Consider the following 24818-nt stretch of genomic DNA (forward strand, 5'->3'; position numbering starts at 1 on the left):
GCACCCCGGCCGCACGCTCGTAGAACTCGTCGATCGCGCCGTGATAGCCGCCCGGGTGGTCGGTGGTCTCGGTGGTCACCGGGTAGACCAGGTGCTCCTCGAGCTGACCCGCACGCATGTAGGGGGCCGCGATGGCGCGGGAGATGCTGCGGCCGTGGCGGGCGCTGTGGAAGGCGATGACATCGGCCTCTCCGATGATCCGCGCGGCCTTGACCGTCACCAGTTCCGGATCGCCGGGTCCGAGCCCGACACCCCAGAGCTTGCTCATTCTTGTTCGCTCGCAATCGCATTGAGGGCGGCGGCGGTGATGGCGCTGCCGCCGCGCCGGCCCCGCACGGTCAGGAATTCGACACCGCCGTATTCGGCCAGGGCCTGCTTGGATTCCGCGGCCCCGATGAACCCGACCGGAATGCCGAGCACGGCGGCGGGCCGGGGCGCGCCCGCGTCCAGCATGTCCAGCAGGTGGAACAGCGCGGTCGGCGCATTGCCGACGGCCACCACCGCGCCGTCGAGCCGGTCGTTCCAGAGTTCCAGCGCCGCAGCCGATCTGGTGTTGTCCATGCGGGCGGCCAGTTCCGGCACCCGGGGATCGTCGAGCAGGCACAGCACGTCGTTGCCGGCGGGCAGCCGCTTGCGGGTCACGCCCGAGGCGACCATCTTGGCGTCGCACAGGATCGGCGCGCCGCCCTGCAGCGCGGCCCGAGCCTTGGCCACCACATCGGTGCTGAACTCGACGTCACCGGCCAGATCCACCTGCCCGCAGGCGTGGATCATGCGCACCACCACCTGCGACACATCCGCCGGGAACCGGGCCAGATCGGCCTCGGCCCGGATGGTCGCGAACGAGCGCCGATAGATCTCGGCCCCGTCTTTGAGGTAGCTGGCACGCACGTCGGACATGGAGTCCACCCTAGATTTCGCCGTCGAGGCCGCGCTGAGCGGGTCGTGCGCCGACACCTGGCGACCGGGTTCGGGCCGCCTCACGGCGGGGTTCAGCTGGCACAGTGGACCGTTCACGGCCGGGCCGCATCAGGTGCGGGGTCGTTCGAGCAGCCGGGACATGACGATATTGCTGCGGGTGCGCCCGACCCGCGCGTTCTCGCGAATACGCTCGACGGTCGCCTCGATCTCGGCCATATCGGTGGCCATCACGTGCACCAGGGCATCGGCCTCACCGGCGATCGTCCACACCCCGACCACCTGCGGAATGGGTTCGAGGCTGCGGCGTAGTTCGGCGGGGGAGATGTTGTCGCGGTAGAAGACTTCGACATACGCCTCGGTGCGCCACCCCAGCGCGGCAGGGTTCACCACCGCGGTGAAGCCGGTGATCTGCCCGCCCGCCACCATCTTGTCGACCCGCCGCTTGACCGCGGGCGCGGACAGGCCGATCTCGGAGCCGATGTCCTGGAAGGACGCGCGCGCGTGCTTGAGCAGGTGCGCCAGGATCCGCCGGTCCAGCTCGTCCATGCTCGCCCCTTTCGCAATGATGCGCACGCATGGGTGGCACGCAACGAATCGCCACTGATCCGGAGATCAGCGCAACGATTCGCTATTTCGAGCACAACGGTACGCCACCTACCTTCAGATCAGCCCCGTCCGCGCCGCTTCCGAGGGAGTCTCGTTGACGTCCGTAGCCACGCTGCCCGCCCGTGATCCCGCCGCCCGCCGGCCCGTTTCCCGCCGCTATCTCATGTGCCGCCCGGAACACTTCGACGTCACCTACGCCATCAATCCGTGGATGGACACCGCCGACCCGGTGAACCGCGCCCTGGCCCTGTCCCAGTGGGACGGGCTGCGCGCCGCCTACGAGGCGCACGGGCATCGGGTCGAGGTCATCGAACCGGTTGCCGGACTGCCCGATATGGTGTTCGCCGCCAATGGCGGACTCGTCATCGGGGACCGGGCGCTCTCGGCCCGTTTCGCCAATCCCGAACGCGCACAGGAAGGTCCGGCCTTCCACGCGTGGATGGCGGCCCGCGGATTCGCCACGGTGGCCGCCGCCCGCGAAACCAATGAGGGCGAAGGCGATTTCGCCATCGCCGCCGACCGGATCCTCGCCGGGACCGGATTCCGCAGCGCTCCCGGCGCGCACGAGGAGGTGGCGGAGTTCTTCGGACTACCGGTCGTCTCGCTGGATCTGGTGGATCCGCGGTTCTATCACCTCGACACCGCGCTCATGGTGCTCGGCGACACCATCGCGTACTACCCGGGCGCCTTCAGCGGGCCCAGCGCCCGGCTGCTGGCCGGCCTGTACCCGGACGCCCTCATCGCCGACGAGGAGGACGCGAATGTGCTGGGCCTCAACGGCGTCTGCGACGGCTACCACGTCTTCCTCAGCGAGAAGGCCGTCGGCCTGGCCGAGCAGCTGCGGGCCCGCGGCTACCAGCCGGTCGGGATCGACCTGTCGGAGTTGCTCAAGTCCGGCGGCAGCGTGAAGTGCTGCACGCTCGAATTGCACCGGGTCAGAACGGCAGCCGGGTCCGGAACGGACTGACCGCCGGATCGTTGAGCGGGTGCGCCAGGATGAGGAAGCGCAGCAGCATGATCGCGCCGGTGATCTGCAACAGCGCCAGCGGGATCTCACCGATCACCGCCGTGCCCGCCGACACCCACACATCCCCGGCCTCGGCGGTCACGATGTCGAACCAGGCGTCCACGAGCAGCAGGATCCCGGTGCCGAAGGCCGGGAGCAGCAGCACCACCCGATGCTTCCAACCCAGGTAGGCGGTGGCCGCCATCATCAGCACCAGCGCGATGTCGAACCCGATCCAGGCCAGCGACCAGTTCCGCGCGTGATACTCCGCCGGTAGCGAGAACCCCAGGTACACGATCCACGGGATCAGCGCGAGACAGCCGCCGACCATGAGCGCCAACCGGACCCGCCGATGCATCCGCACCACCTCCGGCCGCGGCAGCAACCGCTCGGGCGGCAGCCGCAAACGCCCGATCAGCTCCCGCCGCTCATCGTCCGACATCGCCGCGATCTCTTCATCGCTGAGCTCAGGCACAGCCATGACCGCCTCCCGTCTCCGATGCTCGCCGCTGCCTTGGACCCACTGTGCACCAGCATGCGCGACAACCCGCGGCGGCATGCCCAGCGGGGACTTCGTGGTGGTGCGGCCTGGGCAGCGTGCCCGCAGGGCGGTGCGAATGGCCTGGCACGGCAGGTGTGCGTTGCCGGGGCGGCAGACGGGGTTGACCGGTGGCGCGGGCGGGACTGGCGGGGGACAGACGCGGGTTCGTACTCGGTAACGACGACCTCGGCCTATGGGGACGGGACGATGCGGTAGCCGTCGGTCGTGGCGATGATGTCGGTGACCGCGCCCTTGGGGCGGCCGCAGCGGCGGTCGCAGCCCGACCAGTGCTGGCGGCCGGCGGCCACGATGTCGTCGGCGTCGAGGCCTTCGCGCGCGAATTGTGGTGCGCCGGTGGGGACTACGCGGCCGGTGTCCACGGCGTCGGTGGCGTCGGCGCGGACGTCGGTGAGCGACTTGGCGCAGCCGGGGCGGCCGGCACAGGCGCTGACCAGCAGCCAGGGAGAGTTGGCGTCGAAGATCAGGCCCATGGGGGCGAGGACGCGGACCACCTGCTCGGCCGTCCATTCGTCGAGATCAGTGAGGACCAGGCTGCGCCACGGGGTGAGGAACACGGGACGCTCGACGGCGGCGATGAACTCGGCGGTGCGGGCGGGCAGCGAGCCGAGCCGGACGCCCGCGCCGAGCGCGACCCGGTCGTCGTCCTGATTCAGCCAGCCGATCGGAATGTCTTGGCGCACCGGCAGTTCGACGGGGTCGCCGGACGCGTCGAGGCCGGGCCGGGCGGTCAGCAGGTGATCGGTCAGTCGGGCGCCGCCGTCCGGGATCTCGTGCAACCGCCACTGGCCGTCGCGCAGCTCCAGGAAACCGTGCGCTGCGGCGAGCATGAGATCCACGGCGTCGGCGGGGGATACGCGGATACCGGAGTCCTTGCCTGCCAACAGGAGTGCGTAGGTGTTCTCGTCGAGCGCGTACACACCGATATCCCCGCCCAGTCCGCTGACATCACCGCGACCGTCGTCGAGGGTGAACAGCACCCGGCCGGGCAGGTCGGCCAGTCGCGGATGCGCCTGCAAACCTTCGTCGAGCGCCGGCACCAGGGGATGCACATCGGTCCACCCGCCGACCCGCCCGGACAGGGGAGAGGCGACGACGTTCCGCACCCGCTCGTGCGTCGCGCTGGGTAACAGGCCCGCGTCGGTCAGCCGCTCGGTGAGCGCGGCCGCATCCCGCACCTGCCGGAACTGCACATTGCCGCGGGAGGTGAGCTCGATATTGCCGTCGCTCAGATCGACGGCCGCGGCGGCCAGGGCCTGCACCTGGCCGGGGGAGAGGTGTCCGCCCGGCACCCGGATGCGAGCGAGGGGACCATCCGCCGCTTGGTGCAGGCGCAGCACGCCCGGGCAGGAATCGGGATCGGTTCGCGTCATGACGCCCCCAGCCTACGGAGGATGCCGAGGTCGGGCACCTACGGGCCGGGAACGGGACGGATCAGCTCCCGCAAGTATCCGCATCTAGAGATATTGCGATCTGAGCATATGTTGCGCGCAGGTCGGTCCGTGACGAACCAGGAGCATGGATCACGGAGCCGCAGTCGGTCTTTCCGGGAGGGGATGAACGCGGTGCGGAGTAATGAACGCGGTGCGGAGTGGGGGCCCGGGACAGAAAGATTCCGGGGCGTGGGCCCCGGAATCGTGGTGGAAGATCCGGCGGGTCAGCGCATGCGGTGGGGTTCGATGGCCCTGGGGGCGCCGCGGCGGCGGGCGAAGGCGGGGGTGGTTTCCCAGGTGTCGTTGAGGAGGCTCGGGACGTTGTGGTGGTCGACGTGGTCGCGGTGGACGGTGGTGGTCATGACCGTGGTGCCGAACAGGACGGTCGCGGCGCAGACGATTCCGGCGAGCATCGCCCACTCGGTGTGACCGGTGCCGGCGGCCGTGAGGGTCATGGCCAGCGTTGCGAAGGCAACCAATGCGCAAAAGTATCCCGACCAGGCAGCAAAGCGGTTCCGCCTGACCCATCCTGGAGTGGTTGGCATACGGGCAGCGTACGTGGCGCCCAGTTGGGCTCGAAGGAGCTCGGAGGAGCCTTTGCCGCACTGTGATCCGGGCGCGATATCGGCCTCGCGGAGTCGGCGCGATAGCATCGGCGAGCTCGTCGAACGGAAGAATCCGGTGCAATTCCGGTGCGGTCGCGCCACTGTGACAGTCAGACCTTCCCGGCGGGCGCCGAACCGTGCTGGGCGCGTCACCCTAGGAAGGCCTGAAACCTGTGATCCTGCTGCTGTCCACCTCCGATACCGACCTGCTGAGCGCGCGTGCGAGCGGCGCCGCGTATCGGCTCGCCAATCCCGCGCGCCTGCTGCCGGCGGACCTGCCCGCCCTGCTCGACGGCGCCGAGCTGGTGATCGTGCGCATCCTCGGCGGCAAACGGGCCTGGGAGCCGGGGCTGGAGACGGTGCGTGCCAGCGGGATTCCGCTGGTCGCCCTCGGCGGTGAGATCGCGCCGGACGCCGAGCTCATGGAGTGCTCTACGGTGCCGGGCGGCGTGGCCGCCGATGCCCACAACTACCTGGCGGCGGGCGGCCCGCGAAACCTGCTGCAGCTGCACAACTTCCTGTCCGACACGGTGCTGCTCACCGGGCACGGCTTCGAGCCGCCGGTGGAGATGCCGAGCTGGGGTGCGCTGGAACGGGATTCGCGCCCGGTCGCGGCGGACGCCCCGACGGTGGCGGTGGTCTACTACCGCGCCCAGCATTTGGCCGGGAACACCGGCTACATCGACGCGCTGTGCTCGGCCATCGAGGACAAGGGCGCGCGGGCGCTGCCGGTGTACTGCGCCTCGCTGCGCACCGCGGAGCCGGAACTGCTGGCCGAACTGCGCACGGCCGACGCGCTCGTGGTGACGGTGCTGGCGGCCGGCGGCACCAAGCCCGCGACCGCGTCGGCGGGCGGCGACGACGAGGCGTGGGATGTGGGCGCGCTCGCGGATCTGGATGTGCCGATCCTGCAGGGCCTGTGCCTGACCAGTGGCCGCGAGCAGTGGGAGGCCAATGACGACGGCCTGTCTCCGCTGGATGTGGCCACGCAGGTGGCGGTGCCGGAGTTCGACGGGCGGATCATCACGGTGCCGTTCTCGTTCAAGGAGTTCGACGCCGACGGCCTGTCGACGTATGTGCCCGATCCCGAGCGCGCGGCACGGGTGGCGGGCATCGCGGTGCGGTATGCGCGGCTGCGGCACATTCCGGCGGACCGGAGGAAGGTCGCCCTGGTGCTGTCGGCGTATCCGACCAAGCATGCCCGGATCGGCAATGCGGTCGGCCTGGACACGCCTGCGAGCGCCATCCGGCTGCTCACCGAAATGCGGCTCGCCGGTTACGATCTCGGCGCGGCGGGGGAGATCCCGGGCTTGGAAGAGGCCGATGGTGACGCGCTGATCCACGCGCTCATTGCCGCGGGCGGGCAGGATCCGGACTGGCTGAGCGCCGAACAGCTGGAGGGCAACCCGATTCGGATCGGCGCGGACCTGTACACGCGGTGGTTCGAGACGCTGCCGGAGGATCTGCGTGCGGCCGTCATCGAGGCGTGGGGACCGCCGCCGGGTGAGCTCTATGTCGACCGGTCCGCGGACCCGAAGGGCGAGATCGTCATCGCCGCACTGCGTTTCGGCAATGTGGTGCTCATCGTGCAGCCGCCGCGCGGGTTCGGGGAGAACCCGGTGGCCATCTATCACGACCCGGATCTGCCGCCGAGCCACCACTATCTGGCCGCCTACCGCTGGCTGGCCGCGCCGGAGGGCTTCGCCGCCGACGCCGTGGTGCACCTGGGCAAGCACGGCAATCTGGAGTGGCTGCCGGGCAAGACCCTCGGCATGTCGGCCTCGTGCGGCACCGATGCCGCCCTCGGCGACCTGCCGCTGATCTACCCGTTCCTGGTGAACGACCCGGGCGAGGGCACCCAGGCCAAGCGCCGCGCTCACGCCACCCTGGTCGACCACCTGATCCCGCCCATGGCGCGCGCCGAAACCTATGGCGACATCTCGCGTCTGGAGCAGCTGCTCGACGAGCACGCCAATATCTCCGCGCTCGACCCGGCCAAGCTGCCCGCCATCCGCCAGCAGATCTGGACGCTCATGCGCGCGGCCAAGATGGACCACGATCTGGGTCTGACCGAGCGGCCGGACGAGGAATCCTTCGACGACATGCTGCTGCACGTCGACGGCTGGCTGTGCGAGATCAAGGACGTGCAGATCCGCGACGGCCTGCACATTCTCGGCCAGGCCCCGGCGGGGGAGGCCGAGGTCGACCTGGTGCTGGCCATGCTGCGCGCCCGCCAGCTGTGGGGCGGCGAGGTCAATGTCCCGGGGCTGCGAGAAGCGCTGGGGCTCAGCGAATCCGGGGACGAGGCCCGCGAACGGGTGGACGCGTTCGAGAAGCTGGCGCGCGAACTGGTGCTGACCATGCAGGAGGTCGACTGGGATGTCGACTCCATCGACGCGGTCAGCGAGACCCTGCTGGCCGGCGAGCTCGCCGAGGCGGCCGGGATCACCGAGGTCCCGGCCCGCCTGGCCGAGGTGCGCACGGTGCTGGGCTTCGCGGCGACCGAGGTGGTGCCGCGGCTGCGGCAGACCGGCGTCGAGATCTCGCGAATCCTGCACGCGCTCAACGGCGGCTTCATTCCGGCCGGGCCGAGCGGATCGCCGCTGCGCGGTCTGATCAATGTGCTGCCGACCGGCCGGAACTTCTATTCGGTCGACCCCAAGGCGGTGCCGTCGCGGCTGGCGTGGGAAACCGGTCAGGCCATGGCGGATTCGCTGCTCGCACGGTACCTGGCCGACCATGGCGAGTACCCGCGCTCGGTGGGCCTGTCGGTGTGGGGCACCTCGGCCATGCGCACCTCGGGCGACGATATCGCCGAGGTGTTCGCGCTGCTGGGCGTGCGGCCGGTGTGGGACGAGGCCAGCCGCCGCGTCACCCGGCTCGAGGCCGTCTCGCTCGAGGAACTGGGCCGGCCGCGCATCGACGTGACCGTGCGCATCAGCGGCTTCTTCCGTGACGCCTTCCCGCATGTGCTGGCGCTGCTGGACGACGCGGTGCGATTGGTCGCCGAGCTCGACGAGCCCGCCGAATCCAACTACGTCCGCGCCCACGCCCAGGCCGACCTGGCCGAGCACGGGGACGAACGCCGGGCCACCACAAGGATTTTCGGCTCCAAGCCGGGCACCTACGGTGCAGGCCTGCTGCAGCTCATCGACTCCAAGAGCTGGCGCACCGATGACGATCTGGCGCAGGTGTACACGGCCTGGGGCGGTTTCGCCTACGGCCGCGACCTGGACGGCGCGCCCGCCGCGGACGACATGCGCACCGCGTACCGGCGAATCGCGGTGGCGGCCAAGAACACCGACACCCGCGAGCACGACATCGCCGACTCCGACGACTATTTCCAGTACCACGGCGGCATGGTCGCGGCGGTGCGCGCGCTGACCGGCAAGAATCCCGAGGCCTACATCGGCGACAGCACCCGCCCGGACGCGGTGCGCACCCGCACCCTGTCCGAGGAGACCACCCGGGTGTTCCGGGCACGCGTGGTGAATCCGCGCTGGCTCGAGGCCATGCGCCGGCACGGTTACAAGGGCGCGTTCGAAATGGCCGCCACCGTCGACTATCTGTTCGGCTACGACGCCACCACGAATGTGGTCGCCGACTGGATGTACGAAAAGCTCGCGGAATCCTATGTTTTCGACGAGACCAATCGGAAGTTCATGGAGCAGTCGAATCCCTGGGCGCTGCACGGTATTGCGGAGCGCTTGCTGGAGGCCGCGGAGCGGAAACTCTGGGAACAGCCCGAAAGTGACACCCTGGATCGGCTGCGGCAGATCTATCTGGAAACCGAAGGCGAACTGGAGTAATCGAATTCGACCGGTCTGTTCGATCGGTCGCGGCATGCCGGGGTGACGCGCAGGACAAGGGCGGACAACCCCGGCACCTCGGTCTTCCCTGCCCTCCAGCCTGAGGGGATCATGAGAATCGTCCCGGTGTCACGTTCGGGGCGGACCTCGTATTCGTCACCAGGCACCGGGTCACCCGGTGACGTTCGAAAGGCGTTGCCGGGTCAGATAATTCGATGTGGGAATTTTCCCGATTCGCCGCGCCCTCGCGCATGCGTAATCGAGTTGCAGTGTTCCGGCGTATCCGATGGATGCGTCTGCTCGGCCCTGCGGTGAATCGGCTCTTCGATCGCAGGGAACCATCATGAGAATTGCCAGAATCGCCGCTACCACTTTGCTTTCCGTCGCCGCCCTGTGCGTCGCCACGGTGACCGCGCACGGTGAACCCGCCGTCGCCGCCCCCGGAATCAGCGGCGCCGACCGAGGTGTCGATTACTCCATCGCGCTGGCCCAGGACCGCAGCGCGGTCACCACCACGCTCACCGCGGGCCACTTCGAACTCACCGACGGCACGGTGAACATCGTCGCGCCCACCGGGGAGACCATCGCCGCACTGCCGCTGGTCTATCGGACCGCCGACCGCACCCTCGACGTGCTACCCGAGGTGAACGCGGCCGGGACCGAATTGACGGTGCGGCCGTCGGATCCGGCCGATATCGCCGCCCCGAACGCGGATGTCGCGGCGCTGCAGAATGTGGCGAGCGCCGGGTCGATCGTGGCCGGGGCGCTCATCGGCTGCGTGGTCGGCGCGGTGATCGGGGTGTGGTTCTTCGTGGTCGGCGCCATTGTCGGCTGCGGTGTCGGCGGACTCCTCGGCGCGATCATCGCCGGGGATCAACCGTAGCTCGAACCCGGGGGCGGAAACGCGCACGGCCGCCGGACCGGTCGAGCCGGTCCGGCGGCCGTGCCGTGCACGAATACCGTTACGCCGGAACGATTTCGATGCCGATGGTGCCCGCGCTGCCCCGACGCACCTTGCTCAGGGTGATGCCCAGCCAGCCCTGAATACCGTAGCGGCGCTTGATGAGATCGCGCACCCGCTCGGTGCCGGCCGCGTCGAGCACGGTCGCGCTGGCCTTCACGATCTCGCCGCGGGTCTTGCCGCGCAGATCGCACGCCTGCACCGTGACCTCGGGATTGCGGCGGACGCGCTTGACCTTCCAGCTGTCGGTGACGGTCCAGACATAGAGGCGGCCATTGTCGAGCGCAGCCCACACCGGCGTGCCGACCGGCGTGCCGTCCTTCTTGTAGGTGACGAGATTGACGTAGTTCGCGGTGCCCACGGGCCCGAACGGGTTGTCCACCTCCGCAGCCTATCCGGAACCGGCAGGCGGCGCGGATCACGCGCCGCGTCATAGGCGGGGACCCCGGCCGGGTCCGTACCGTGGGCCGCGAACTGACCGGCCAGGGCTGACCCGTTCGGCGCCTAGTGCGCGGAGACGGCTTCGCGGGCGGCGTCGCGCGCTGCCGCGAAGTCTGCGACCAGGTCGGCGAACGTCGCGGCATGCGTGAGCGGCAGATAGTGGCCCGCGCGCGGCACGATCAGAAGCCGGCCGTTCGCGCAGACACGCACGAAACGCTGTTCGCCCAGGCGGAAGTGGTCGTGACCGCCATTGATCAGGCGTACCGGGCCCGGGTAGGTCGCCAGCGCGGCAACCGGATCGAAACCGGATACGGCGGCGAGCACATCCGGAATCACCTCGGTGGCGATGCCGCCGTGGGCGATCGCCGCGGCCACCCGGGGTGGCACCGCACGGTCGAAGACCTTCTCGCTGAGGGCCTGTCCGCCGTCGGGCCGGGACGACAGGACGCGATGCATGACCCGGAACGGGGTCGCCAGCGCGGGCCCCGGGACCAGGGTGGCGCCGGCGAGCATCACGCCCGCTACCTGGTCCGGATGGGCCGCCGCGGCCGCGATGGTGGTGAGACCGCCCAAGGAATGACCGACGACCAGCGCGGATCCGCCGAGTCGATCGAGACCCGCGCGCACGGCCTCGACGGCGCCCGGCAGCGTGAAGCGCTCACCGCGGCGGGTGCCGTGGCCGGGTAGATCGATCGCCAGGACCGGGCGCTGCGGGGTGAGATGCTCGCCCACCTCCACCCAGCAGGTGCTGCTCAGCCGAATGCCGTGGACCAGCAGGACCGGCGTTCTCGTCATGACTACCTCCCGAATCGAAATGCAACGCTGCGTTGCGTTTCCATGAAAGCAGTGCCGGAAACACAACGCAACGTTGTGTTGTATTTTGGGGTAGTGACGACACCGGGACGGCGATCGGCGGGCAGGCCGCGACAGGCCGAGGCGATCTTCGGGGCGACCCTGGACCTGCTGGCGGCCAAGGGCTATGACGGGCTGACCATGGAGGCGGTGGCCGAACGGTCGGGGGTGAACAAGACGACGCTGTATCGGTGGTGGCCGGCCAAGGACGCGCTGCTGGCCGCGGCGCTCATCGACTCCGATGTACTGGCGTTCCCGGTGCCGGACACCGGCAGCCTGCGGGGCGATCTGCTGGCGCTCGCGCAGGCGATCGCGGGGCTGCTGACCGCCGAGGCGACCGCACCCATCGCGATCGCCGTGCTGGCGGCCGCCCCCGCGCGCCCGCACCTGGCGGCGGTCGGGGCGTCGTTCTTCGCCGACCGGCTCGGCCGCGAGCAGCCGGTGTTCCAGCGCGCGATGGCCCGGGGTGAACTGGGCGCGACCTGCGATCCGGCGGCGATCATGGACCTGCTCGCCGGCGCGATCTGGTTCCGGCTGCTGCTGCGCGGCGAGCCCCTGACGCCCGAATATCTCAGCGGCGCAGTCGATCTGGTGATGGATGGCCTGCCCGCGGCCGGCCGGGCGGGCTAGGCGGGATTCGCCCCGACCATCCGCAGCGCGAGCGCCGCGTAGTCGGCGCCGATCTCCTCGGGGGAGCGGCGGTAGTCCTTCTGGTACCAGCGCGCGGTGTCCACGCACAGCGACATCAGCGCCAGCGTGACGGCATTGGTGTCGGAGACGTCGAAGACGCCGTCGGCGAGGCCCCGGCTCACGAGATCGCGGACCAGGCGGTGAATGGCGACCTGGAGGTCGACGACCTCGGAGCGGTGCTCGGGGGTCAGATCGGTCATGTGGTGCAGGACCACGCGCACCGAGGCGGCGTGCTCGGCATGCCAGACGGTCAGATCGCGCACCACGGCGCTGAGATGGTCGGCGGCGCTGCCGGAGCCGGCGGACGCGGCCACCGCGACCTGATGGGTCAGGCGCATGGACGACAGCGAGATGCGGTAGAGCACTTCCTCTTTGGAGCCGAAGTGCACATACAGGCCCGCGGGGCTCAGCCCGGCGCGGGCGGCGATGTCGCGGGTGGTGGTGGCGTGGAAACCGCGTTCGGCGAAGGCGTCGACGGCGGCCAGGAAGATCCGGCGCTGGCCCTCGGGGAAGCGGCGCTGGGTGAGCTCCAGATGCGCCACCGCGGCGGTGTCACGAGAGCCGTCGGCGGCGGTGTCGCGGATGCCGTCCCCGGTGATCGGCGCGATGTCGTCGTTACCCATCGAATGAGTATCTCCCAGAGAGTGTTTCACTCGATCACCGGCCGGGCGCGAGGGACACCCGGCCGGTGGGGAGCGCCGGGCCCGTAATGACGGGGCGGACCCGGTGCGGGCTCGGGTCAGCTCGCCGGTTTGGGGGCGGGCGGGGTGAAGGGGGCGTCGATGGTGGTGAAGTACTGCACCGCGGCGGCGAGGACCAGGTGTTCGGCCAACCGAGACCGGATTGTCAGCGCGGAGTGCCGTGGCTCCGGTCACATGTAGACTAAGCGGGCGCTTAGTTCGGCGAGACGGCAGCTTGATCACAACGACGTGGTCAAGCGCACAATGCGCAGCCCGCAGTCATGGAAGGGATCTGTGTCGATCAGTAGATGGACATCCGTGATGGGTGGCGCCCTTGCGGCCCCGAGACCGTGACGCTGGGATCCGCCGGGCATCCGCGTAGCCCGGACGTCGATCCCCGTCACGCGGCCGGGCGCGGAAACCCGACGTGCCGTCCGGGTTTCCGTGCCCAGGCCGGACCGGTCACGCCACGCGGGTGAGGACCTGCGGGCCCGCGTCGGTGATGGCGATCGTGTGCTCGGAGTGCGCGGTGCGCGAACCGTCGGCCGAGCGCAGGGTCCAGCCGTCCGGATCGGTGACGATGCGGTCGGTGCCGCGCGCGAACCAGGGCTCGATGGCGAGGGTGAGGCCGGGGCGCAGCCGGAAGCCGCGCCCGGCGCGGCCGTCGTTGGGTACGTGGGGGTCCTCGTGCATGGTGCGGCCCAGGCCGTGGCCGCCGAATTCGGTGTTGATCGGGTAGCCGCCGGCGCGGGCGACCTGTGCGATGGCCGCGGACAGGTCGCCGATGGTGTTGCCGGGCCGCGCCGCCGCGATGGCCGCGTCGAGCGCCTGCTCGGTGGCGCGGACCAGGCGCGCGTCCTCGGGATCGGGGGTGCCGACGATGGTGGTGACCGCGGAGTCGGCGACCCAGCCGTCGATGCTCACCGCCAGATCCATGCTCAGCACGTCGCCGTCGCGCAGCGTGTAGTCGAACGGAAGTCCGTGCAGCACCGCATCATTGACCGAGAGGCAGACGGTGTTGCGGAACGGGCCGCGCCCGAACGAGGGGGAGTAGTCCCAGTAGCAGGAGACCGCGCCGCGCTCGCGGATGCGGTCGCGCACCACGGCCTCCAGTTCCAGCAGATTCACCCCGATCTGCGCCTTCTCTCGCAGTTCGTTCAGCACTCCGGCCACGAACTGCCCGGTCACCCGCATGCGTTCGATCTCGGCCGGGCTCTTGAGCTCCACCATGACAACCTCCTCGTTTCGGTATTTTTATACCGACCATAGCGGGTTGCGGTATTTAAATACCAACCGTAGGGTGGCGGGCATGGTCCGACTGCCCCTCACCCCCGCCCAGCTGGAAGCCGGCCGGCGCCTGGGCGCCGCGCTGCGTGCCGCCCGCGGCGGCCGGGAGCTGCTGGAGGTGGCCGCAAGCGCGGGTATTTCGCCGGAGACGCTGCGGAAGATCGAATCGGGCAGGCTGCCCACCCCGGCGTTCGGGACCGTGGTGGCTCTGAGCCGCGCACTGGACATCCCGCTCGACGAGCTCGCCGAGATCTGGCAGCCGGGCCCCGCGGACCAGCGCTCGGCATCCTGACACAGGCCAGCGCCCGGCCTTCTGGCACCGGGCAGCGCCCGGGCATTCTGGCACCGGGCCGCCGATTCAGTCGGCGGTCAATTCCGCCGGCACCGCGATGACATCCACCATCGCGCCGTTGCGCAGCACCGTCACCGGCAGCGAGCGGCCGATGGCGTCGGCGAACAGCTGCCGCTGAATCCCCTGTGCGTCACGGATTTCGGTGCGCGCGATGCTGAGCATCAGATCCCCGCGCCGCAGCCCGGCGCGTTCGGCCGGGCCGCCGCGCACCACCTCGACGATGCGCAGCCCGGCGTCCTGCCCGGTGCGGGCGGCCACGGCGGTGGGCAGTGGTGCGGGCACCCCGACCACGCCCAGGTAGGCGCGCCGGACCCGGCCCTCGGTGAGCAGGGTGCTGATGATGCGGCGGGTGGTGGCATTGATCGGAATGGCCAGGCCCAGGCCGATGCCGGCGACCGCGGTATTGATCCCCACCACCCGGCCCGCCGAATCCGACAGCGCCCCACCGGAATTGCCGGGGTTGAGGGCGGCGTCGGTCTGGATCACGTCCTCGATCACGCGGGCGGCGCGGCGATTGCCCACCGGCACCGACCGGCCCAGCGCGCTCACCACGCCCGCCGTCACCGATCCGGCCAGCCCGAGCGGGCTGCCGACGGCGACCACCAGCTGGCCCACCACCAGGGTGTCGGCGTCGCCGAGCCGCACCGCGGTCGGCGCGCCGCCGCGAGCGCGCAGCACCGCCAGGTCCGAGAGCGGATCCACGCCCACCACATCGAATCTCGATTCCAGCCCGTCGGCGAACACCACGGTTCCCTCGCTCGCCTCGCCCACCACGTGCGCGTTGGTGAGCAGGAAGCCGTCGTCGGTGAAGACCACCGCCGAGCCCCCGCCGCGGCGGGTCTGCACGCTGGCGACGTGCGGTGTCACCGATTTGGCGACCGCGATCACCGTGCGCGAGTAGGCGTCCATCGCCGCGGCGTCGGGGGTTCCGAAGCCGGGCTGCGGGGTCGATGCCGCTGAGTTCGCGTTCTCGTCCATCGACGAGAGGGCAGCTTCGTCGTCCACGACGACCACCATCCCGATTACATGATTACGTTGCCTCAACCCAGGATGCGCGCGAAACCACCGTCACGACAACCGGTTCGCCGACAGCGCAACCACGCCCCGTGCAGGCCGAGGTCAGCGCCTCAGCGGAGGTGGTACTTCAGGTGGGTGACGCGGGTGCCGGCGACGATCTCGGGATCCTCCAACAGGACCGGCGCGTTCGAGAGTTCACCCAGCAGCGGGACGCCGCCGCCGAGCAGCACCGGCACGATATCGACCCAGATCTCGTCAAGCAGGCCCTGTTCCAGGCATTGGCGGGCCACATTGCCGCCGCTGACGCCCACCATCTTCGCGCCGGCGATGCCGCGCGCGACCTCCACGGCCTCCTTCACGCCGCCGGTGACGAAGGTGAAGGGCGCATCGGGATGGTCGGCGACCCACTCGTCGGGCACGGTGTGGGTGACCACCACGATGGGTTTGTCCGCCGGGTGCACGCCGCCCCAGCCGTCGGTCAGGGTGAACAGGCGCTTGCCGACGATGTAGACGCCGACCCCGTCGAGCCAGGCCCGCAGATACCCGGCATCTTCGGGGGTCAGGTTGAACGGGATCTCGGGGTGGGTGCTGGGGATCGGGACATCACCGCTCTGGTACCAGGCGAACAGGTGCTCGAATCCGGTTTCGCCCGGGCCCGCGATGTATCCGTCGAGGGACATGCTCGCGCCGGTGACTACCTTGCTCATTGCGGTACTCCTTCACGGGTGGAACGAAGCGGCGGGGGATTGCCGTCTCTGCGATGAAGTCGGAGCCGATATCGGCAAATCATCGTTCACGGCCCGAGAAGTTGTCGGGAAACCATGGCGCGGAACCGAACCGGTGCACACGCCGACCGCGCGCGGACTGATCCGCGCGCGATCGGGCCACCGCCAGGGTGTTCAGCCGTGGCGGGTGGCGTGCCGGGGCAGCAGCACGCACAGCGCCGCGCACCCGAGCATGGCGGTGGACGCGGGAACACCGGCAGCGGCAGCAGCGGCGCGGTCGCATGACGCCGGGACTCGGCCAGCGCCAGCCCCGCCAATGCGACCATACCCGCGGCCAGGCACAGCCAGCCCCACACCGGCCAGCCATTGGCCTCTCCCTGGCGCGGAGTAGCACGGCGACCGACGGTCTCGGCGCACCGTGCCTCGCGGTGGCGCGCGATGATCCGCGCGCTCACACGCAGGCAATCGCCACCGGAGTCGTCATGATCGAGGTGCGAGGCGGCTGGAGGGCGCCCGGCGCGCCGCGGATCGGGATGGGCGGCAATCGGATTCAGGTGTTCGGTGCGCGGCTGCCGGGATGGACTAGGTCGCCTGGCTCACCGAGGACATGTGGAAGTCGGGAATCCGCAAGGGCGGCATGGCCGTCCGGGTGAACCAGTCCTTCCACTCGCGCGGCAGGGTGATCTCGGTGCGGCCCGCCTCGCTGACCCGGCGCAGCAGATCCAGGGGGCTCTCGTTGAAGCGGAAGTTGTTGACCGCCGCGGTGACCTCACCGTTCTCGACCAGGTAGACGCCGTCGCGGGTGAGACCGGTGAGCAGCAGCGTGGCCGGATCGACCTCGCGGATGTACCACAGACAGGTCAGCAGCAGCCCGCGTTCGGTGCGTGCGATCATGTCCGGCAGGGTGGCCTCGCCGCCGCCGGTCATGAGCAGGTTCTCACCCGGCACCGTGACCGGCGCGTCGAATTCGGCGGCCGTGGCACGCGGGTAGACCAGCGACTCGATCGCACCCTCGCGGACCCAGTCGGTGCGCTGCGCGGTCAGGCCGTTGTCGAACACCGACAGCGACTCCGACGACGATGGTGTCGCCACGAACGGCCGGTACTCGAGCCCGGCCGCGCCCGGATCCGAGTACAGGGTGAGCGGAATCCCGGTCAGCCGCTCCCCGATTCGGGTGCCGCCCGCCCGCGAGAACGCGGTGTGCCCCTCGTGCGCGCCCCGGCCCTCCATGGTCCAGGCCATGTAGATCATCAGATCGGCGACGGCCGAGGGCGGCAGCAGCGTCTCGTAGCGGCCCGCGGGCAGGTCGACGCGGCGCTTGCTCCAGTCCAGGCGGCGCGCCAGTTCGGCCAGCAGGCCGCGGGTGTCGACATCGGCGAAATCGGTGGTGCCGGTGCCGACCCAGGCGCTGGCCAGCTCCGCGCCCGCGCCCCGCTTGCCATTGATCTCCACCGAGCCGGTGGGCTGCACCCAGCGCCGGCGCAGACCGGTGGAGGTGCCCAGCCAGGTGGAGTGCATCTGGTGGTGGGCGAAACCGTAGAGGCGGTCGGCGCCGTCGAAGCCGGCGGCGAGATCGGTTGCCAGCGTGGTGAAGACGCCGATGTCGGTGGTAGCCGGGTCGCCGTCCCAGTCGAGCAGCTTGTCGAGGGTGTCGGCGTCGACGGCGTCCGGGTGCAGCAGCGGCATGGCGTCGCGCGCGGGTTCGGCGGTGCGGGCGGCGGTTTCGCTGGCGCGCACCACGGCTTCGATATCGGCGGGATCCACGCTGGTGGAGCTGACGCTGCCGACGCGGGCGGTGTTGGGGCCGTCACGGAACACCGACACGACCGCCCAGTCCCGCGAGACCGAGGAACCGTTGGTGGTCATGGAATTTCCGGCCCAGCGCAGCGACGCCTCGTGGGCGTCGGTGACGATCACCATGGCCTCGTCCGCGCGGGAGGCCCGCAGCGCGTGGTCGACGACCTCGGGGGCGGGGAGCACACTCACCGTGTCGGTCCTTTCCTACTGTCCGGCTTCGGCGCGGGTATTGAGAATATTGATGCCGCGCACCAGGACCGAGGGGCAGCCGTGCGAGACCGCCGCCACCTGACCGGGTTGCGCCTTACCGCAGTTGAACGCCCCGCCCAGCGTCCAGGTCGAGGGCCCGCCGACCGCCTCCATCGAACCCCAGAAGTCGGTGGTGGTGGCCTGGTAGGCGACATCGCGCAGCTGCCCGGCCAGTTCGCCGTTGCGGATGCGGAAGAAGCGCTGACCGGTGAACTGGAAGTTGTAGCGCTGCATATCGATCGACCACGACTTGTCGCCGACGATGTAGATGCCGTTCTCCACGCGGGAGATGAGCTCGGCGGTGCTGGTGTCGCGGTCGGGATCGGGTTGCAGCGACACATTGGCCATGCGCTGGATCGGCACGTGGTGTGCGGAATCGGCGTAGGAGCAGCCGTTGGAGCGCTCGAGACCCAGGCGGGGCGCGAACACGCGATCGAGCTGGTAGCCGACGAGCACGCCGTCGCGCACCAGGTCCCAGCGATGCCCGGCCACGCCCTCGTCGTCCCAGCCGACCGTGGCGAGGCCGTGCTGCTGGGTGCGGTCGCCGGTCACGTGCATGATCGGGGTGCCGTACTGCAGGGTGCCCAGCAGATCAGGAGTGGCGAAAGAGGTACCCGCGTAGGCGGATTCGTAGCCGATGGCGCGGTCGTACTCGGTGGCGTGGCCGATGGACTCGTGAATGGTCAGCCACAGGTTGGTCGGGTCGATGACCAGATCGGCCGGCCCGGCCTGCACGGTCGGGGCCTTCACCTTCTCGGCCAGCCACTCCGGCATCCGCGCGAGTTCGCCCGCCCAGTCCCAGGTTCCGTCCGCGCCGGTCACGTACTCCCAGCCGCGCCCGGCCGGGGCGGCGAGGGTCCGCATGGTCTCGAACACCCCCGCCGACGGATCGACGGTGATGGCCTCGAACTGCGGGTGCAGCCGGACCCGCTGCTGGGTGATGCGGGAGCCGAAGCTGTCGGCGTAGAAGGTCTGCTCCTTGACCTGCAGCACCGATGCCGTCACGTGATCCACGCCGTCGGCGGCCTGCAGCCGGCCCGAATAGTCCAGCAGCAGCGCCACTTTCTCCGGCGTCGGCACCTCGAAGGGGTCCACCTCGTAGGCGGAGACGTACTCCGCGCCGTCGTAGCGCGGCTCCGGGGCCAGCTCGACGCGCTCGCGATTGAGCGCGCGCAGGGTCTGCGCCACGGTGACCGCGCGGCGCGCCACCTCGGCGGCGGTGCCGGTGGTGAGGTCGGCGTGCGAGGCGAAACCCCAGGTGCCGTCGACGATCACGCGCACGGCGAACCCGAGATCGGTGCTGTCGGACACCGATTCGACGCGTCCGTCGCGCAATCGGATGGACTGCTGCACGAGTCGATGCACGCGCAGGTCGGCGTACTCGGCCCCGGCCGCGCGGGCGGCGCCGAGCGCGGCGTCGGCCAGCGCGGACAGCGGCAGCGCGCGGAACTGCTCGTCCACGACCTTGGTAGCGATGCTCACCCGCACCACGCTAGAGGCCGACACGCCGGGCGTTCAAGAAACGACTCACCTCGAACCGAATTCACTCCACGCAAAAGTGCATACGCTGCAACGATGCACGAAGTGTGAAGCAGCACAGCCTGAAACGGCGCGCACGACAGCTGGACATGCCACGTTTTGCTGACCGGATGCCGTACTGTCTGCCCGCGTGCCGCCATCCGCACTCCGCGATCGCAAACGGGAACGCACCCGCCGAGCCCTGCTCGAAGCCGCCGTCGAACAGTTCGAGAGCCGAGGTTATGAGGCGACCACCGTCGCCGATATCGCGGCCGCCGCCGAAGTCGGCACCCGGACATTCTTCAACTACTTCGCCAGCAAAGAGGAACTATTGTTCCCCGAGCCGGACGAACGTGTGCAGGCCGCCGTGCGCGCCATCGCCACCCGCCGTGCCGGGGAACGCCCCGTCGAGGTGCTGCTGCGCGCCCTGCGCGCCGCCGGTGACAATCCCGGCGACCACCTCGGCGACACCCTCGCCGCCCGCATCGCCGTGCTGCGCGCGCAGGTTTCGCGCACCGTGCCCGCCGTCTCGGGTCGCGCCGCCTACGCCCAGCTCGCCTCCCAGCAGGAGATCGCGCGCCAGCTGCGCGCCGCCTTCCCCGACGAACTCGACGACGTCGGCGCGGCCGCGCTGGTGGGCGCGGTGGTCGGGGCTGTCTCGGGCGCGCTCACCGTGCTGTTCCAGCGGCCCGGCCTCGAGGACGGCGAAGCGCTGCAACGCAAGATCCAGGAGACCACCTCGAAGGTGCTGGCGCCGTGGCTGACCCAGCCCGAGACCGCCGCGCCGCGCGAATTGCCCGGGGAGCAGACCGCATTGCTGTCCGACGGGCCACTACGCCAGGAGCCCGACGCCTTCCGGCCGATGCCCACCGTGCACCGGCTCGGCCCGGAGTCCTTGCAGCGCTCTGCCTTCGACGGCGGCAGCCCGCGCTCGCTGCCGGGCGGTCACCGGCCCGCCGAGGACGCCCGCGTCTGACCGCCGCGGGTCCGGGGTCAGCCGCCGAACTGCTGCCAGCCCAGGCGGATCACCATGGCGACGACCACCACCAGCAGGACGGCGCGGACGAAACCCGCGCCCTTCGCCAGCGCCATGCGTGAACCGACCACGGACCCGGCCACATTCGCCACCGCCATGGACAGGCCCAGTGCCCACAGCACGTGGCCGGTGCTCGCCAGGAAGATCAGCGAGCCCAGGTTGGAGCCGCAGTTGATGACCTTCGCCATGGCGGCGGCGCGCACGAACTCGGTGCCGAGCAGGGTGGCGAAGGTGATGATCAGGAAGGTCCCGGTGCCGGGGCCGAGAACGCCGTCGTAGAGCCCGATCAGGCCCGCGGCCAGGGCGACCACCAGGATCGTCTTGCGGCGGGTCGGCGGATGGGTGGCCATGGTGACGCCGACCGAGGGGCGCAGGGTCACGAAGATCGCCACACCCACCAGCACGACCATCACGATCGGGACGAAGTATTTCTTGTCGATCAGCGCCACCGCCGCGGAACCGCAGGCGGCCGCGAACGCGGCGATGACCGCGCCCGGGATCAGCACCTTCCAGCGCATCGGGACCCGGCGGGCGAAGGTGAGGACCGCGGCGCTGGTGCCGGAGAACGCGGCGATCTTGTTGGTGCCCAGGGCCGTCTGCGGGGCCAGGCCGGGCAGCACCACGAACAGGGTGGGCAGCACGATCAGGCCCCCACCGCCGACCACCGCATCGACCCATCCGGCCGCCGTCGCCGCGGTCAGCAAGACCGCCCAGTCCGCAAGACTCACAGGGCGACCCAACCAGAAACCCCGGAGCAAGATCAAACGGTTGAGTGCCCGGGGCACGCCGACCCGAGGCCACCCGCGGGCACGACCGTAGGGTGGACGGGTGCGCCGGTTCAGTTTGTGGCTGCGCGGCAAGCCGCTGATCACCGATTCCGTGGTGGCGCTGCTGCTGCTCACCATCGATGTGCTCGCCCTGAGCAACAGTCAGTACAAGCCGACCTACCTGGTCTTCAGTGTGCTGCTGCCGCTGCCGATCGTGTTCCGCCGCACCCACACTCGTGCCGCGGCGCTCGCGGTGGTGCTGCTGTCCATCGCGGCGTCACTGGTGCACGGGGCGGTCGGCGACACCTCCGTGCATCCGGCGCTGCTCGGGCTGGGCATCATGCTCTACACCCTGGTCGCGTATGTCGGACGCCGCCAAGGTCTGCTCTACCTGGGCATCCTGCTGCTCGACAGCCTCATCTCGGCGGCCGCCATCGGCAAACCGTCGGGCACCGACATCGCCTTCACCGCCCTCTATTACGCACTGTGCTGGACGCTGGCCGAATTCGTCGGTGCCCGCCACGCCTACGACGCCGAGGTCGCCGCCCGCCTCGCCGTCGCCGACTACGACCGCGAACGCCGCGCCCACGACGCCGTCGCCGCCGAGCGCACCCGGATCGCCCGCGAACTGCACGACGTGGTCGCGCACGCGGTCAGCGTCATCATCGTGCAGGCCGACGGCGCCCGCTACGCCCTGCGCCACGACCCGGACACCGCCGAACAGGCACTCACCACCATCGCCGGCACCGGCCGCGACGCCCTGCGCGAACTGCGCCGCACCGTCGAACTGCTGCGCACCGAGCATGCGCCCGAACAACTTCCGCAACACGGCACCGCCGGCATCGCCAAGGTCGTCGACATGATGCGCAGCGCGGGCCTGGACGTCTCCCTCGAACTCAGCGGCGAACTCGACACCGTCACTCCCGAGGTCAGCCTCGGCATCCACCGCATCGTCCAGGAATCGCTCACCAACACCCTCCGCCACGCCGGCCCCGACCCGCACGCCGGCGTCCGCGTCACCCGCCGCGACGCCGACGTCCTGCTCGACATCACCGACTCCGGCGGCGCCCCCGTCGAGCCCGCGACCACCCCCGGCGGCTGCGGATCCCCCAGCGCCCCAACCACACTCACCCGCCTCCCGTCCCCGGCCCGCATCCCCGGCAGCGGCCTCGGCCTCGTCGGCATGCGCGAACGCATCGCCGTCCTCGGCGGCACCCTCACCGCGGGCCGAAATCCCCACGGCGGCTGGACCGTCCGCGCCACCATCCCCCTGGACCGTGACGCCCCCGACTGACCGGCTCCCACCTGCGACAACCGGAGCGTCCCGCGATCGGCCGCGGCCCGCGCACACCACCGCACCGGGCGGCCGGATAGGTTGTGGGGGTGCCGATCACCGTTCTCGTTGTCGATGACCAGGAGCTCATGCGGGCCGGACTGCGGATGGTGCTCGGTGCGCACCCCGACCTCGAGGTGGTGGGGGAGGCCGACAACGGGGCCACCGCCATCGCGCGGGCGGGGGAGCTGCGGCCCGATGTGGTGCTGATGGATGTGCGGATGCCGGTGACCGACGGGGTGACCGCGACGGCGCGGATCATCGAATCCGGGTGCGGGAGCCGGGTTCTGGTGATGACCACCTTCGATCTCGACGAGCACGCGCTGGGCGCGCTGCGCGCCGGGGCCAGCGGATTCCTGCTCAAGGACACGCCGCCGGAGGATCTGATCTCCGCGATTCGCAGTGTCGCCGCGGGGGATGCGGTGGTCTCGCCCAAGGTGACCAAGCGACTGCTGGACCGCCTCATCGCCGAGGACCCGGCCGCCGGGCGCGATCCCCGCGTCCTCGACGTGCTCACCGCCCGCGAACGCGAGGTCCTCGAACACATCGCCGCCGGACGCTCCAACGCCGAGATCGCCGGCGCGCTGTTCCTGTCCGAGGCCACGGTGAAGACCCACGTCGGCCGGGTGCTCACCAAACTCGGCCTGCGCGACCGGGTTCAGGCCGTGGTACTGGCCTACGAGACCGGGCTGGTGCGGCCGGGCAGCGCCTAGCGGGTGTGACCGGCGACGCATCCGGGAGAAAAACCGCGCCGTCGCGCGTTGCACGGGTAGATCGATCGAAAGGATCGCCCGATGCCTGCCCTGTTGTTCCTCGCCTGGTTTGTCGCCGAGATCGCCACCCTCGTCGTGGTCGGCCACTTCATCGGCGTGTTCCCGACCATCCTGCTGCTGCTGGCGGGCTCGGCCGTGGGTCTGGTGCTGGTGCGCTCGCAGGGCCGGCGCGTGTTCCAGAGCTTCCGCCGCGCGGCCCGCGGTGAACTCGAACCCAGCACCGCCGTCGCCGACGGCGCCCTGGTCGCGGTCGGCGCGGTCCTCATGTTCGTGCCCGGCCTGCTCACCACCGCGCTGGGTCTGCTGGCCCTGCTGCCCTTCACCCGCTTCCTGTTCCGCCCGGTCGTGGCCGCCTTCGCCGCCCGCCGTCTGAGCCGCGTCGCCACCGCGGTCGGCCCCTACGGCTACCGCAATGTCGTCATCGACCCCGACGGCGAAGTCATCGACGCCACCGTCGTGACCGAGTACTACGACGACGGCCAGGGCAACGGGTACAAGATGATCGACCCCCGCTGACCCACAGCGCTGCCCCTCACCCCGGTGTGTCCCGGCCTCAGAGCCGGGTCACGCACCGGGGTGATGACGTTCTCGACCGGCCAGGTGGCCACCTTGTGTGGATAGGGCGCCCGCAGGCTGAGCACGATGTGGGTGAAACCCATGCCGATCAGATCCAGCACCGTGCCGCGGGTACCCGCCGGGTCGTCGTAGTCGACGATGTACTGCACCGACCGGGTGGGCTGCGCCGGATCCCGACGAGGATCGGACCGTCTGCGGGCCCGGCCACGGGCAGCAGGTGATCCCGCAGCCAGGCGTGCTCGATCTCCGGCAGTTCGTCGCCGAACGGCTAGAGATCGAACCGAGCTCGCAGCGCCATTCGCACATTCTCGAGGGTCGCAGAGTCGAGCATCCCGATCTTTTCGAGGAACAAGGACGCGCTGAACGTGCCGAGCCGGAAAACAGCTACCGCCTGATCGGTGCCTGCGATCGGAACGGTCAGAAGCGCACGGGGATTGGGAGCCTCGCGCGTGGGTATCACCATCGCCACCGCGATGAGGCCGCCCCGGACGACATGTGGCACCGAGTCGAGGACGACGACCGTATGCACGATGTCGCGGACGCCCCTCAATTTCCAGATCTCACCCTGGATGCCGGGGACGTCACTCACCGGCGGCCCACGCCTCGAGTGACGCCGCTTCGGACGCCTCGGCGAATGCGTCGGTATCGGGCGTGAGCGCCGCCAGTTCCTCGGCCACGAGCATGCGGCGAGCCGCGCGATAGAGGAAATCGGAGACGTTCGGCTGTTCCTTGATCAGCTCGGTGACGCGATCATCGGGAAGCGAGACGGAGATCTTCATGCGACCACGGTAGCACTAGGGTATTACCAGAGTGGCGGTCTTTGGT

General features: G+C 70.2%; 27 protein-coding genes. 9 read left to right on the forward strand and 18 right to left on the reverse strand.

Annotation, left to right across the window (positions count from 1 at the left end):
• The 3 genes from ACFXN1_RS41575 to ACFXN1_RS41585 all read right to left on the reverse strand — a co-directional run.
• On the reverse strand, positions 1 to 268 hold a 268-nt coding region (locus ACFXN1_RS41575; protein ID WP_379463883.1), incomplete at its 3' end, for an SAM-dependent methyltransferase.
• Positions 265 to 900 (reverse strand): precorrin-8X methylmutase, encoded by a 636-nt coding sequence (locus ACFXN1_RS41580; protein WP_379445316.1) that lies wholly within the window; start codon positions 898 to 900, stop codon positions 265 to 267. The genes ACFXN1_RS41580 and ACFXN1_RS41575, both read right to left, overlap by 4 nt.
• Positions 901 to 1029: 129 nt before the next feature.
• Positions 1030 to 1467: an Lrp/AsnC family transcriptional regulator gene (locus ACFXN1_RS41585; protein ID WP_379400064.1), complete on the reverse strand. Its 438-nt coding sequence runs from the start codon at positions 1465 to 1467 to the stop codon at positions 1030 to 1032.
• Positions 1468 to 1621: 154 nt separating this feature from the next.
• Between ACFXN1_RS41585 and ddaH the strand changes: the two genes are divergently transcribed.
• Positions 1622 to 2494: a dimethylargininase gene (gene ddaH, locus ACFXN1_RS41590; RefSeq protein WP_379445317.1), complete on the forward strand. Its 873-nt coding sequence runs from the start codon at positions 1622 to 1624 to the stop codon at positions 2492 to 2494.
• Here the strand turns inward: ddaH and ACFXN1_RS41595 are convergent.
• The 3 genes from ACFXN1_RS41595 to ACFXN1_RS41605 all read right to left on the reverse strand — a co-directional run bounded on the left by ACFXN1_RS41595 (position 2463) and on the right by ACFXN1_RS41605 (position 5004).
• A complete protein-coding gene (locus tag ACFXN1_RS41595; RefSeq protein ID WP_379400061.1) occupies positions 2463 to 3014 on the reverse strand; it encodes a hypothetical protein in 552 nt (183 codons plus the stop codon). The two genes, ddaH and ACFXN1_RS41595, sit on opposite strands and share 32 nt — an antisense overlap.
• A 251-nt stretch (positions 3015 to 3265) precedes the next feature.
• Positions 3266 to 4465: a precorrin-3B synthase gene (gene cobG, locus ACFXN1_RS41600; protein ID WP_379445319.1), complete on the reverse strand. Its 1200-nt coding sequence runs from the start codon at positions 4463 to 4465 to the stop codon at positions 3266 to 3268.
• A 284-nt stretch (positions 4466 to 4749) separates the two neighbouring features.
• Positions 4750 to 5004, reverse strand: coding sequence for a hypothetical protein (locus ACFXN1_RS41605; RefSeq protein ID WP_379400059.1), 255 nt, complete (start codon positions 5002 to 5004; stop codon positions 4750 to 4752).
• A 299-nt stretch (positions 5005 to 5303) separates the two neighbouring features.
• Between ACFXN1_RS41605 and cobN the strand changes: the two genes are divergently transcribed.
• Positions 5304 to 8939, forward strand: coding sequence for a cobaltochelatase subunit CobN (cobN, locus tag ACFXN1_RS41610; RefSeq protein WP_379445321.1), 3636 nt, complete (start codon positions 5304 to 5306; stop codon positions 8937 to 8939).
• Between the two features lie 343 nt (positions 8940 to 9282).
• Positions 9283 to 9822 (forward strand): hypothetical protein, encoded by a 540-nt coding sequence (locus ACFXN1_RS41615; protein WP_379400057.1) that lies wholly within the window; start codon positions 9283 to 9285, stop codon positions 9820 to 9822.
• A gap of 79 nt (positions 9823 to 9901) precedes the next feature.
• Here ACFXN1_RS41615 and ACFXN1_RS41620 read toward each other — a convergent pair whose 3' ends face one another.
• Entirely contained in the window at positions 9902 to 10282 is a 381-nt protein-coding gene (locus ACFXN1_RS41620; protein ID WP_379445323.1) for a PPOX class F420-dependent oxidoreductase, read from the reverse strand.
• A 122-nt stretch (positions 10283 to 10404) separates the two neighbouring features.
• Positions 10405 to 11136 carry an alpha/beta fold hydrolase gene (locus ACFXN1_RS41625; protein WP_379445324.1) on the reverse strand — a complete coding sequence of 244 codons (732 nt, stop codon included), beginning with the start codon at positions 11134 to 11136 and terminating at the stop codon, positions 10405 to 10407.
• Between the two features lie 93 nt (positions 11137 to 11229).
• Here ACFXN1_RS41625 and ACFXN1_RS41630 point away from each other — a divergent pair, with 93 nt between their 5' ends.
• Complete coding sequence (locus ACFXN1_RS41630; RefSeq protein ID WP_379445326.1) at positions 11230 to 11823, forward strand: TetR/AcrR family transcriptional regulator; 594 nt, start codon at positions 11230 to 11232, stop codon at positions 11821 to 11823.
• On the opposite strand, the gene ACFXN1_RS41635 is transcribed toward ACFXN1_RS41630, so the two are convergent.
• Both ACFXN1_RS41635 and map read right to left on the reverse strand, forming a co-directional pair.
• Positions 11820 to 12506, reverse strand: a complete 687-nt coding sequence (locus tag ACFXN1_RS41635; RefSeq protein WP_379445328.1) for a TetR/AcrR family transcriptional regulator — start codon at positions 12504 to 12506, stop codon at positions 11820 to 11822. The two genes, ACFXN1_RS41630 and ACFXN1_RS41635, sit on opposite strands and share 4 nt — an antisense overlap.
• 519 nt (positions 12507 to 13025) lie before the next feature.
• Positions 13026 to 13793, reverse strand: coding sequence for a type I methionyl aminopeptidase (map, locus tag ACFXN1_RS41640; protein WP_379444827.1), 768 nt, complete (start codon positions 13791 to 13793; stop codon positions 13026 to 13028).
• A 79-nt stretch (positions 13794 to 13872) separates the two neighbouring features.
• Here map and ACFXN1_RS41645 point away from each other — a divergent pair, with 79 nt between their 5' ends.
• Positions 13873 to 14142 carry a helix-turn-helix domain-containing protein gene (locus ACFXN1_RS41645; protein ID WP_379444828.1) on the forward strand — a complete coding sequence of 90 codons (270 nt, stop codon included), beginning with the start codon at positions 13873 to 13875 and terminating at the stop codon, positions 14140 to 14142.
• 66 nt (positions 14143 to 14208) lie between these two features.
• On the opposite strand, the gene ACFXN1_RS41650 is transcribed toward ACFXN1_RS41645, so the two are convergent.
• From ACFXN1_RS41650 to ACFXN1_RS41665, 4 genes are all read right to left on the reverse strand, one after another.
• Positions 14209 to 15111: a S1C family serine protease gene (locus ACFXN1_RS41650; protein ID WP_379444843.1), complete on the reverse strand. Its 903-nt coding sequence runs from the start codon at positions 15109 to 15111 to the stop codon at positions 14209 to 14211.
• A gap of 218 nt (positions 15112 to 15329) precedes the next feature.
• A complete protein-coding gene (locus tag ACFXN1_RS41655) occupies positions 15330 to 15926 on the reverse strand; it encodes a dihydrofolate reductase family protein (RefSeq protein ID WP_379444829.1) in 597 nt (198 codons plus the stop codon).
• Positions 15927 to 16526: 600 nt separating this feature from the next.
• Entirely contained in the window at positions 16527 to 17924 is a 1398-nt protein-coding gene (locus ACFXN1_RS41660; protein WP_379444845.1) for a metallopeptidase TldD-related protein, read from the reverse strand.
• A gap of 21 nt (positions 17925 to 17945) precedes the next feature.
• Entirely contained in the window at positions 17946 to 19472 is a 1527-nt protein-coding gene (locus tag ACFXN1_RS41665; protein ID WP_379444831.1) for a TldD/PmbA family protein, read from the reverse strand.
• A 187-nt stretch (positions 19473 to 19659) separates the two neighbouring features.
• On the opposite strand from ACFXN1_RS41665, the gene ACFXN1_RS41670 reads away from it, so the two are divergent.
• Entirely contained in the window at positions 19660 to 20484 is an 825-nt protein-coding gene (locus ACFXN1_RS41670; RefSeq protein WP_379396494.1) for a TetR/AcrR family transcriptional regulator, read from the forward strand.
• Between the two features lie 17 nt (positions 20485 to 20501).
• Here ACFXN1_RS41670 and ACFXN1_RS41675 read toward each other — a convergent pair whose 3' ends face one another.
• Positions 20502 to 21272, reverse strand: coding sequence for a TSUP family transporter (locus ACFXN1_RS41675; protein WP_379444832.1), 771 nt, complete (start codon positions 21270 to 21272; stop codon positions 20502 to 20504).
• A gap of 100 nt (positions 21273 to 21372) precedes the next feature.
• On the opposite strand from ACFXN1_RS41675, the gene ACFXN1_RS41680 reads away from it, so the two are divergent.
• The 3 genes from ACFXN1_RS41680 to ACFXN1_RS41690 all read left to right on the forward strand — a co-directional run bounded on the left by ACFXN1_RS41680 (position 21373) and on the right by ACFXN1_RS41690 (position 23933).
• On the forward strand, positions 21373 to 22605 hold the full coding sequence (locus ACFXN1_RS41680) for a sensor histidine kinase (protein WP_379444833.1): 1233 nt from the start codon (positions 21373 to 21375) through the stop codon (positions 22603 to 22605).
• An 89-nt stretch (positions 22606 to 22694) separates the two neighbouring features.
• Positions 22695 to 23357 (forward strand): response regulator transcription factor, encoded by a 663-nt coding sequence (locus tag ACFXN1_RS41685; protein WP_354832289.1) that lies wholly within the window; start codon positions 22695 to 22697, stop codon positions 23355 to 23357.
• An 81-nt stretch (positions 23358 to 23438) separates the two neighbouring features.
• Positions 23439 to 23933 carry an FxsA family protein gene (locus ACFXN1_RS41690; RefSeq protein ID WP_354832291.1) on the forward strand — a complete coding sequence of 165 codons (495 nt, stop codon included), beginning with the start codon at positions 23439 to 23441 and terminating at the stop codon, positions 23931 to 23933.
• Here ACFXN1_RS41690 and ACFXN1_RS41695 read toward each other — a convergent pair.
• The 3 genes from ACFXN1_RS41695 to ACFXN1_RS41705 all read right to left on the reverse strand — a co-directional run bounded on the left by ACFXN1_RS41695 (position 23885) and on the right by ACFXN1_RS41705 (position 24772).
• Positions 23885 to 24142 (reverse strand): hypothetical protein, encoded by a 258-nt coding sequence (locus ACFXN1_RS41695; protein WP_379444835.1) that lies wholly within the window; start codon positions 24140 to 24142, stop codon positions 23885 to 23887. The two genes, ACFXN1_RS41690 and ACFXN1_RS41695, sit on opposite strands and share 49 nt — an antisense overlap.
• A gap of 119 nt (positions 24143 to 24261) precedes the next feature.
• The gene (locus ACFXN1_RS41700; RefSeq protein ID WP_379444836.1) at positions 24262 to 24582 is read right to left on the reverse strand and encodes a hypothetical protein; all 321 of its coding nucleotides are present in this window, start codon (positions 24580 to 24582) and stop codon (positions 24262 to 24264) included.
• The gene (locus ACFXN1_RS41705) at positions 24575 to 24772 is read right to left on the reverse strand and encodes a hypothetical protein (protein WP_379444837.1); all 198 of its coding nucleotides are present in this window, start codon (positions 24770 to 24772) and stop codon (positions 24575 to 24577) included. Before ACFXN1_RS41705 ends, ACFXN1_RS41700 begins: the two co-directional genes overlap by 8 nt.
• Positions 24773 to 24818 lie beyond the last annotated feature (46 nt).

The organism is Nocardia sp. NPDC059154, from assembly GCF_042755705.1.
Taxonomy (GTDB): domain Bacteria; phylum Actinomycetota; class Actinomycetes; order Mycobacteriales; family Mycobacteriaceae; genus Nocardia.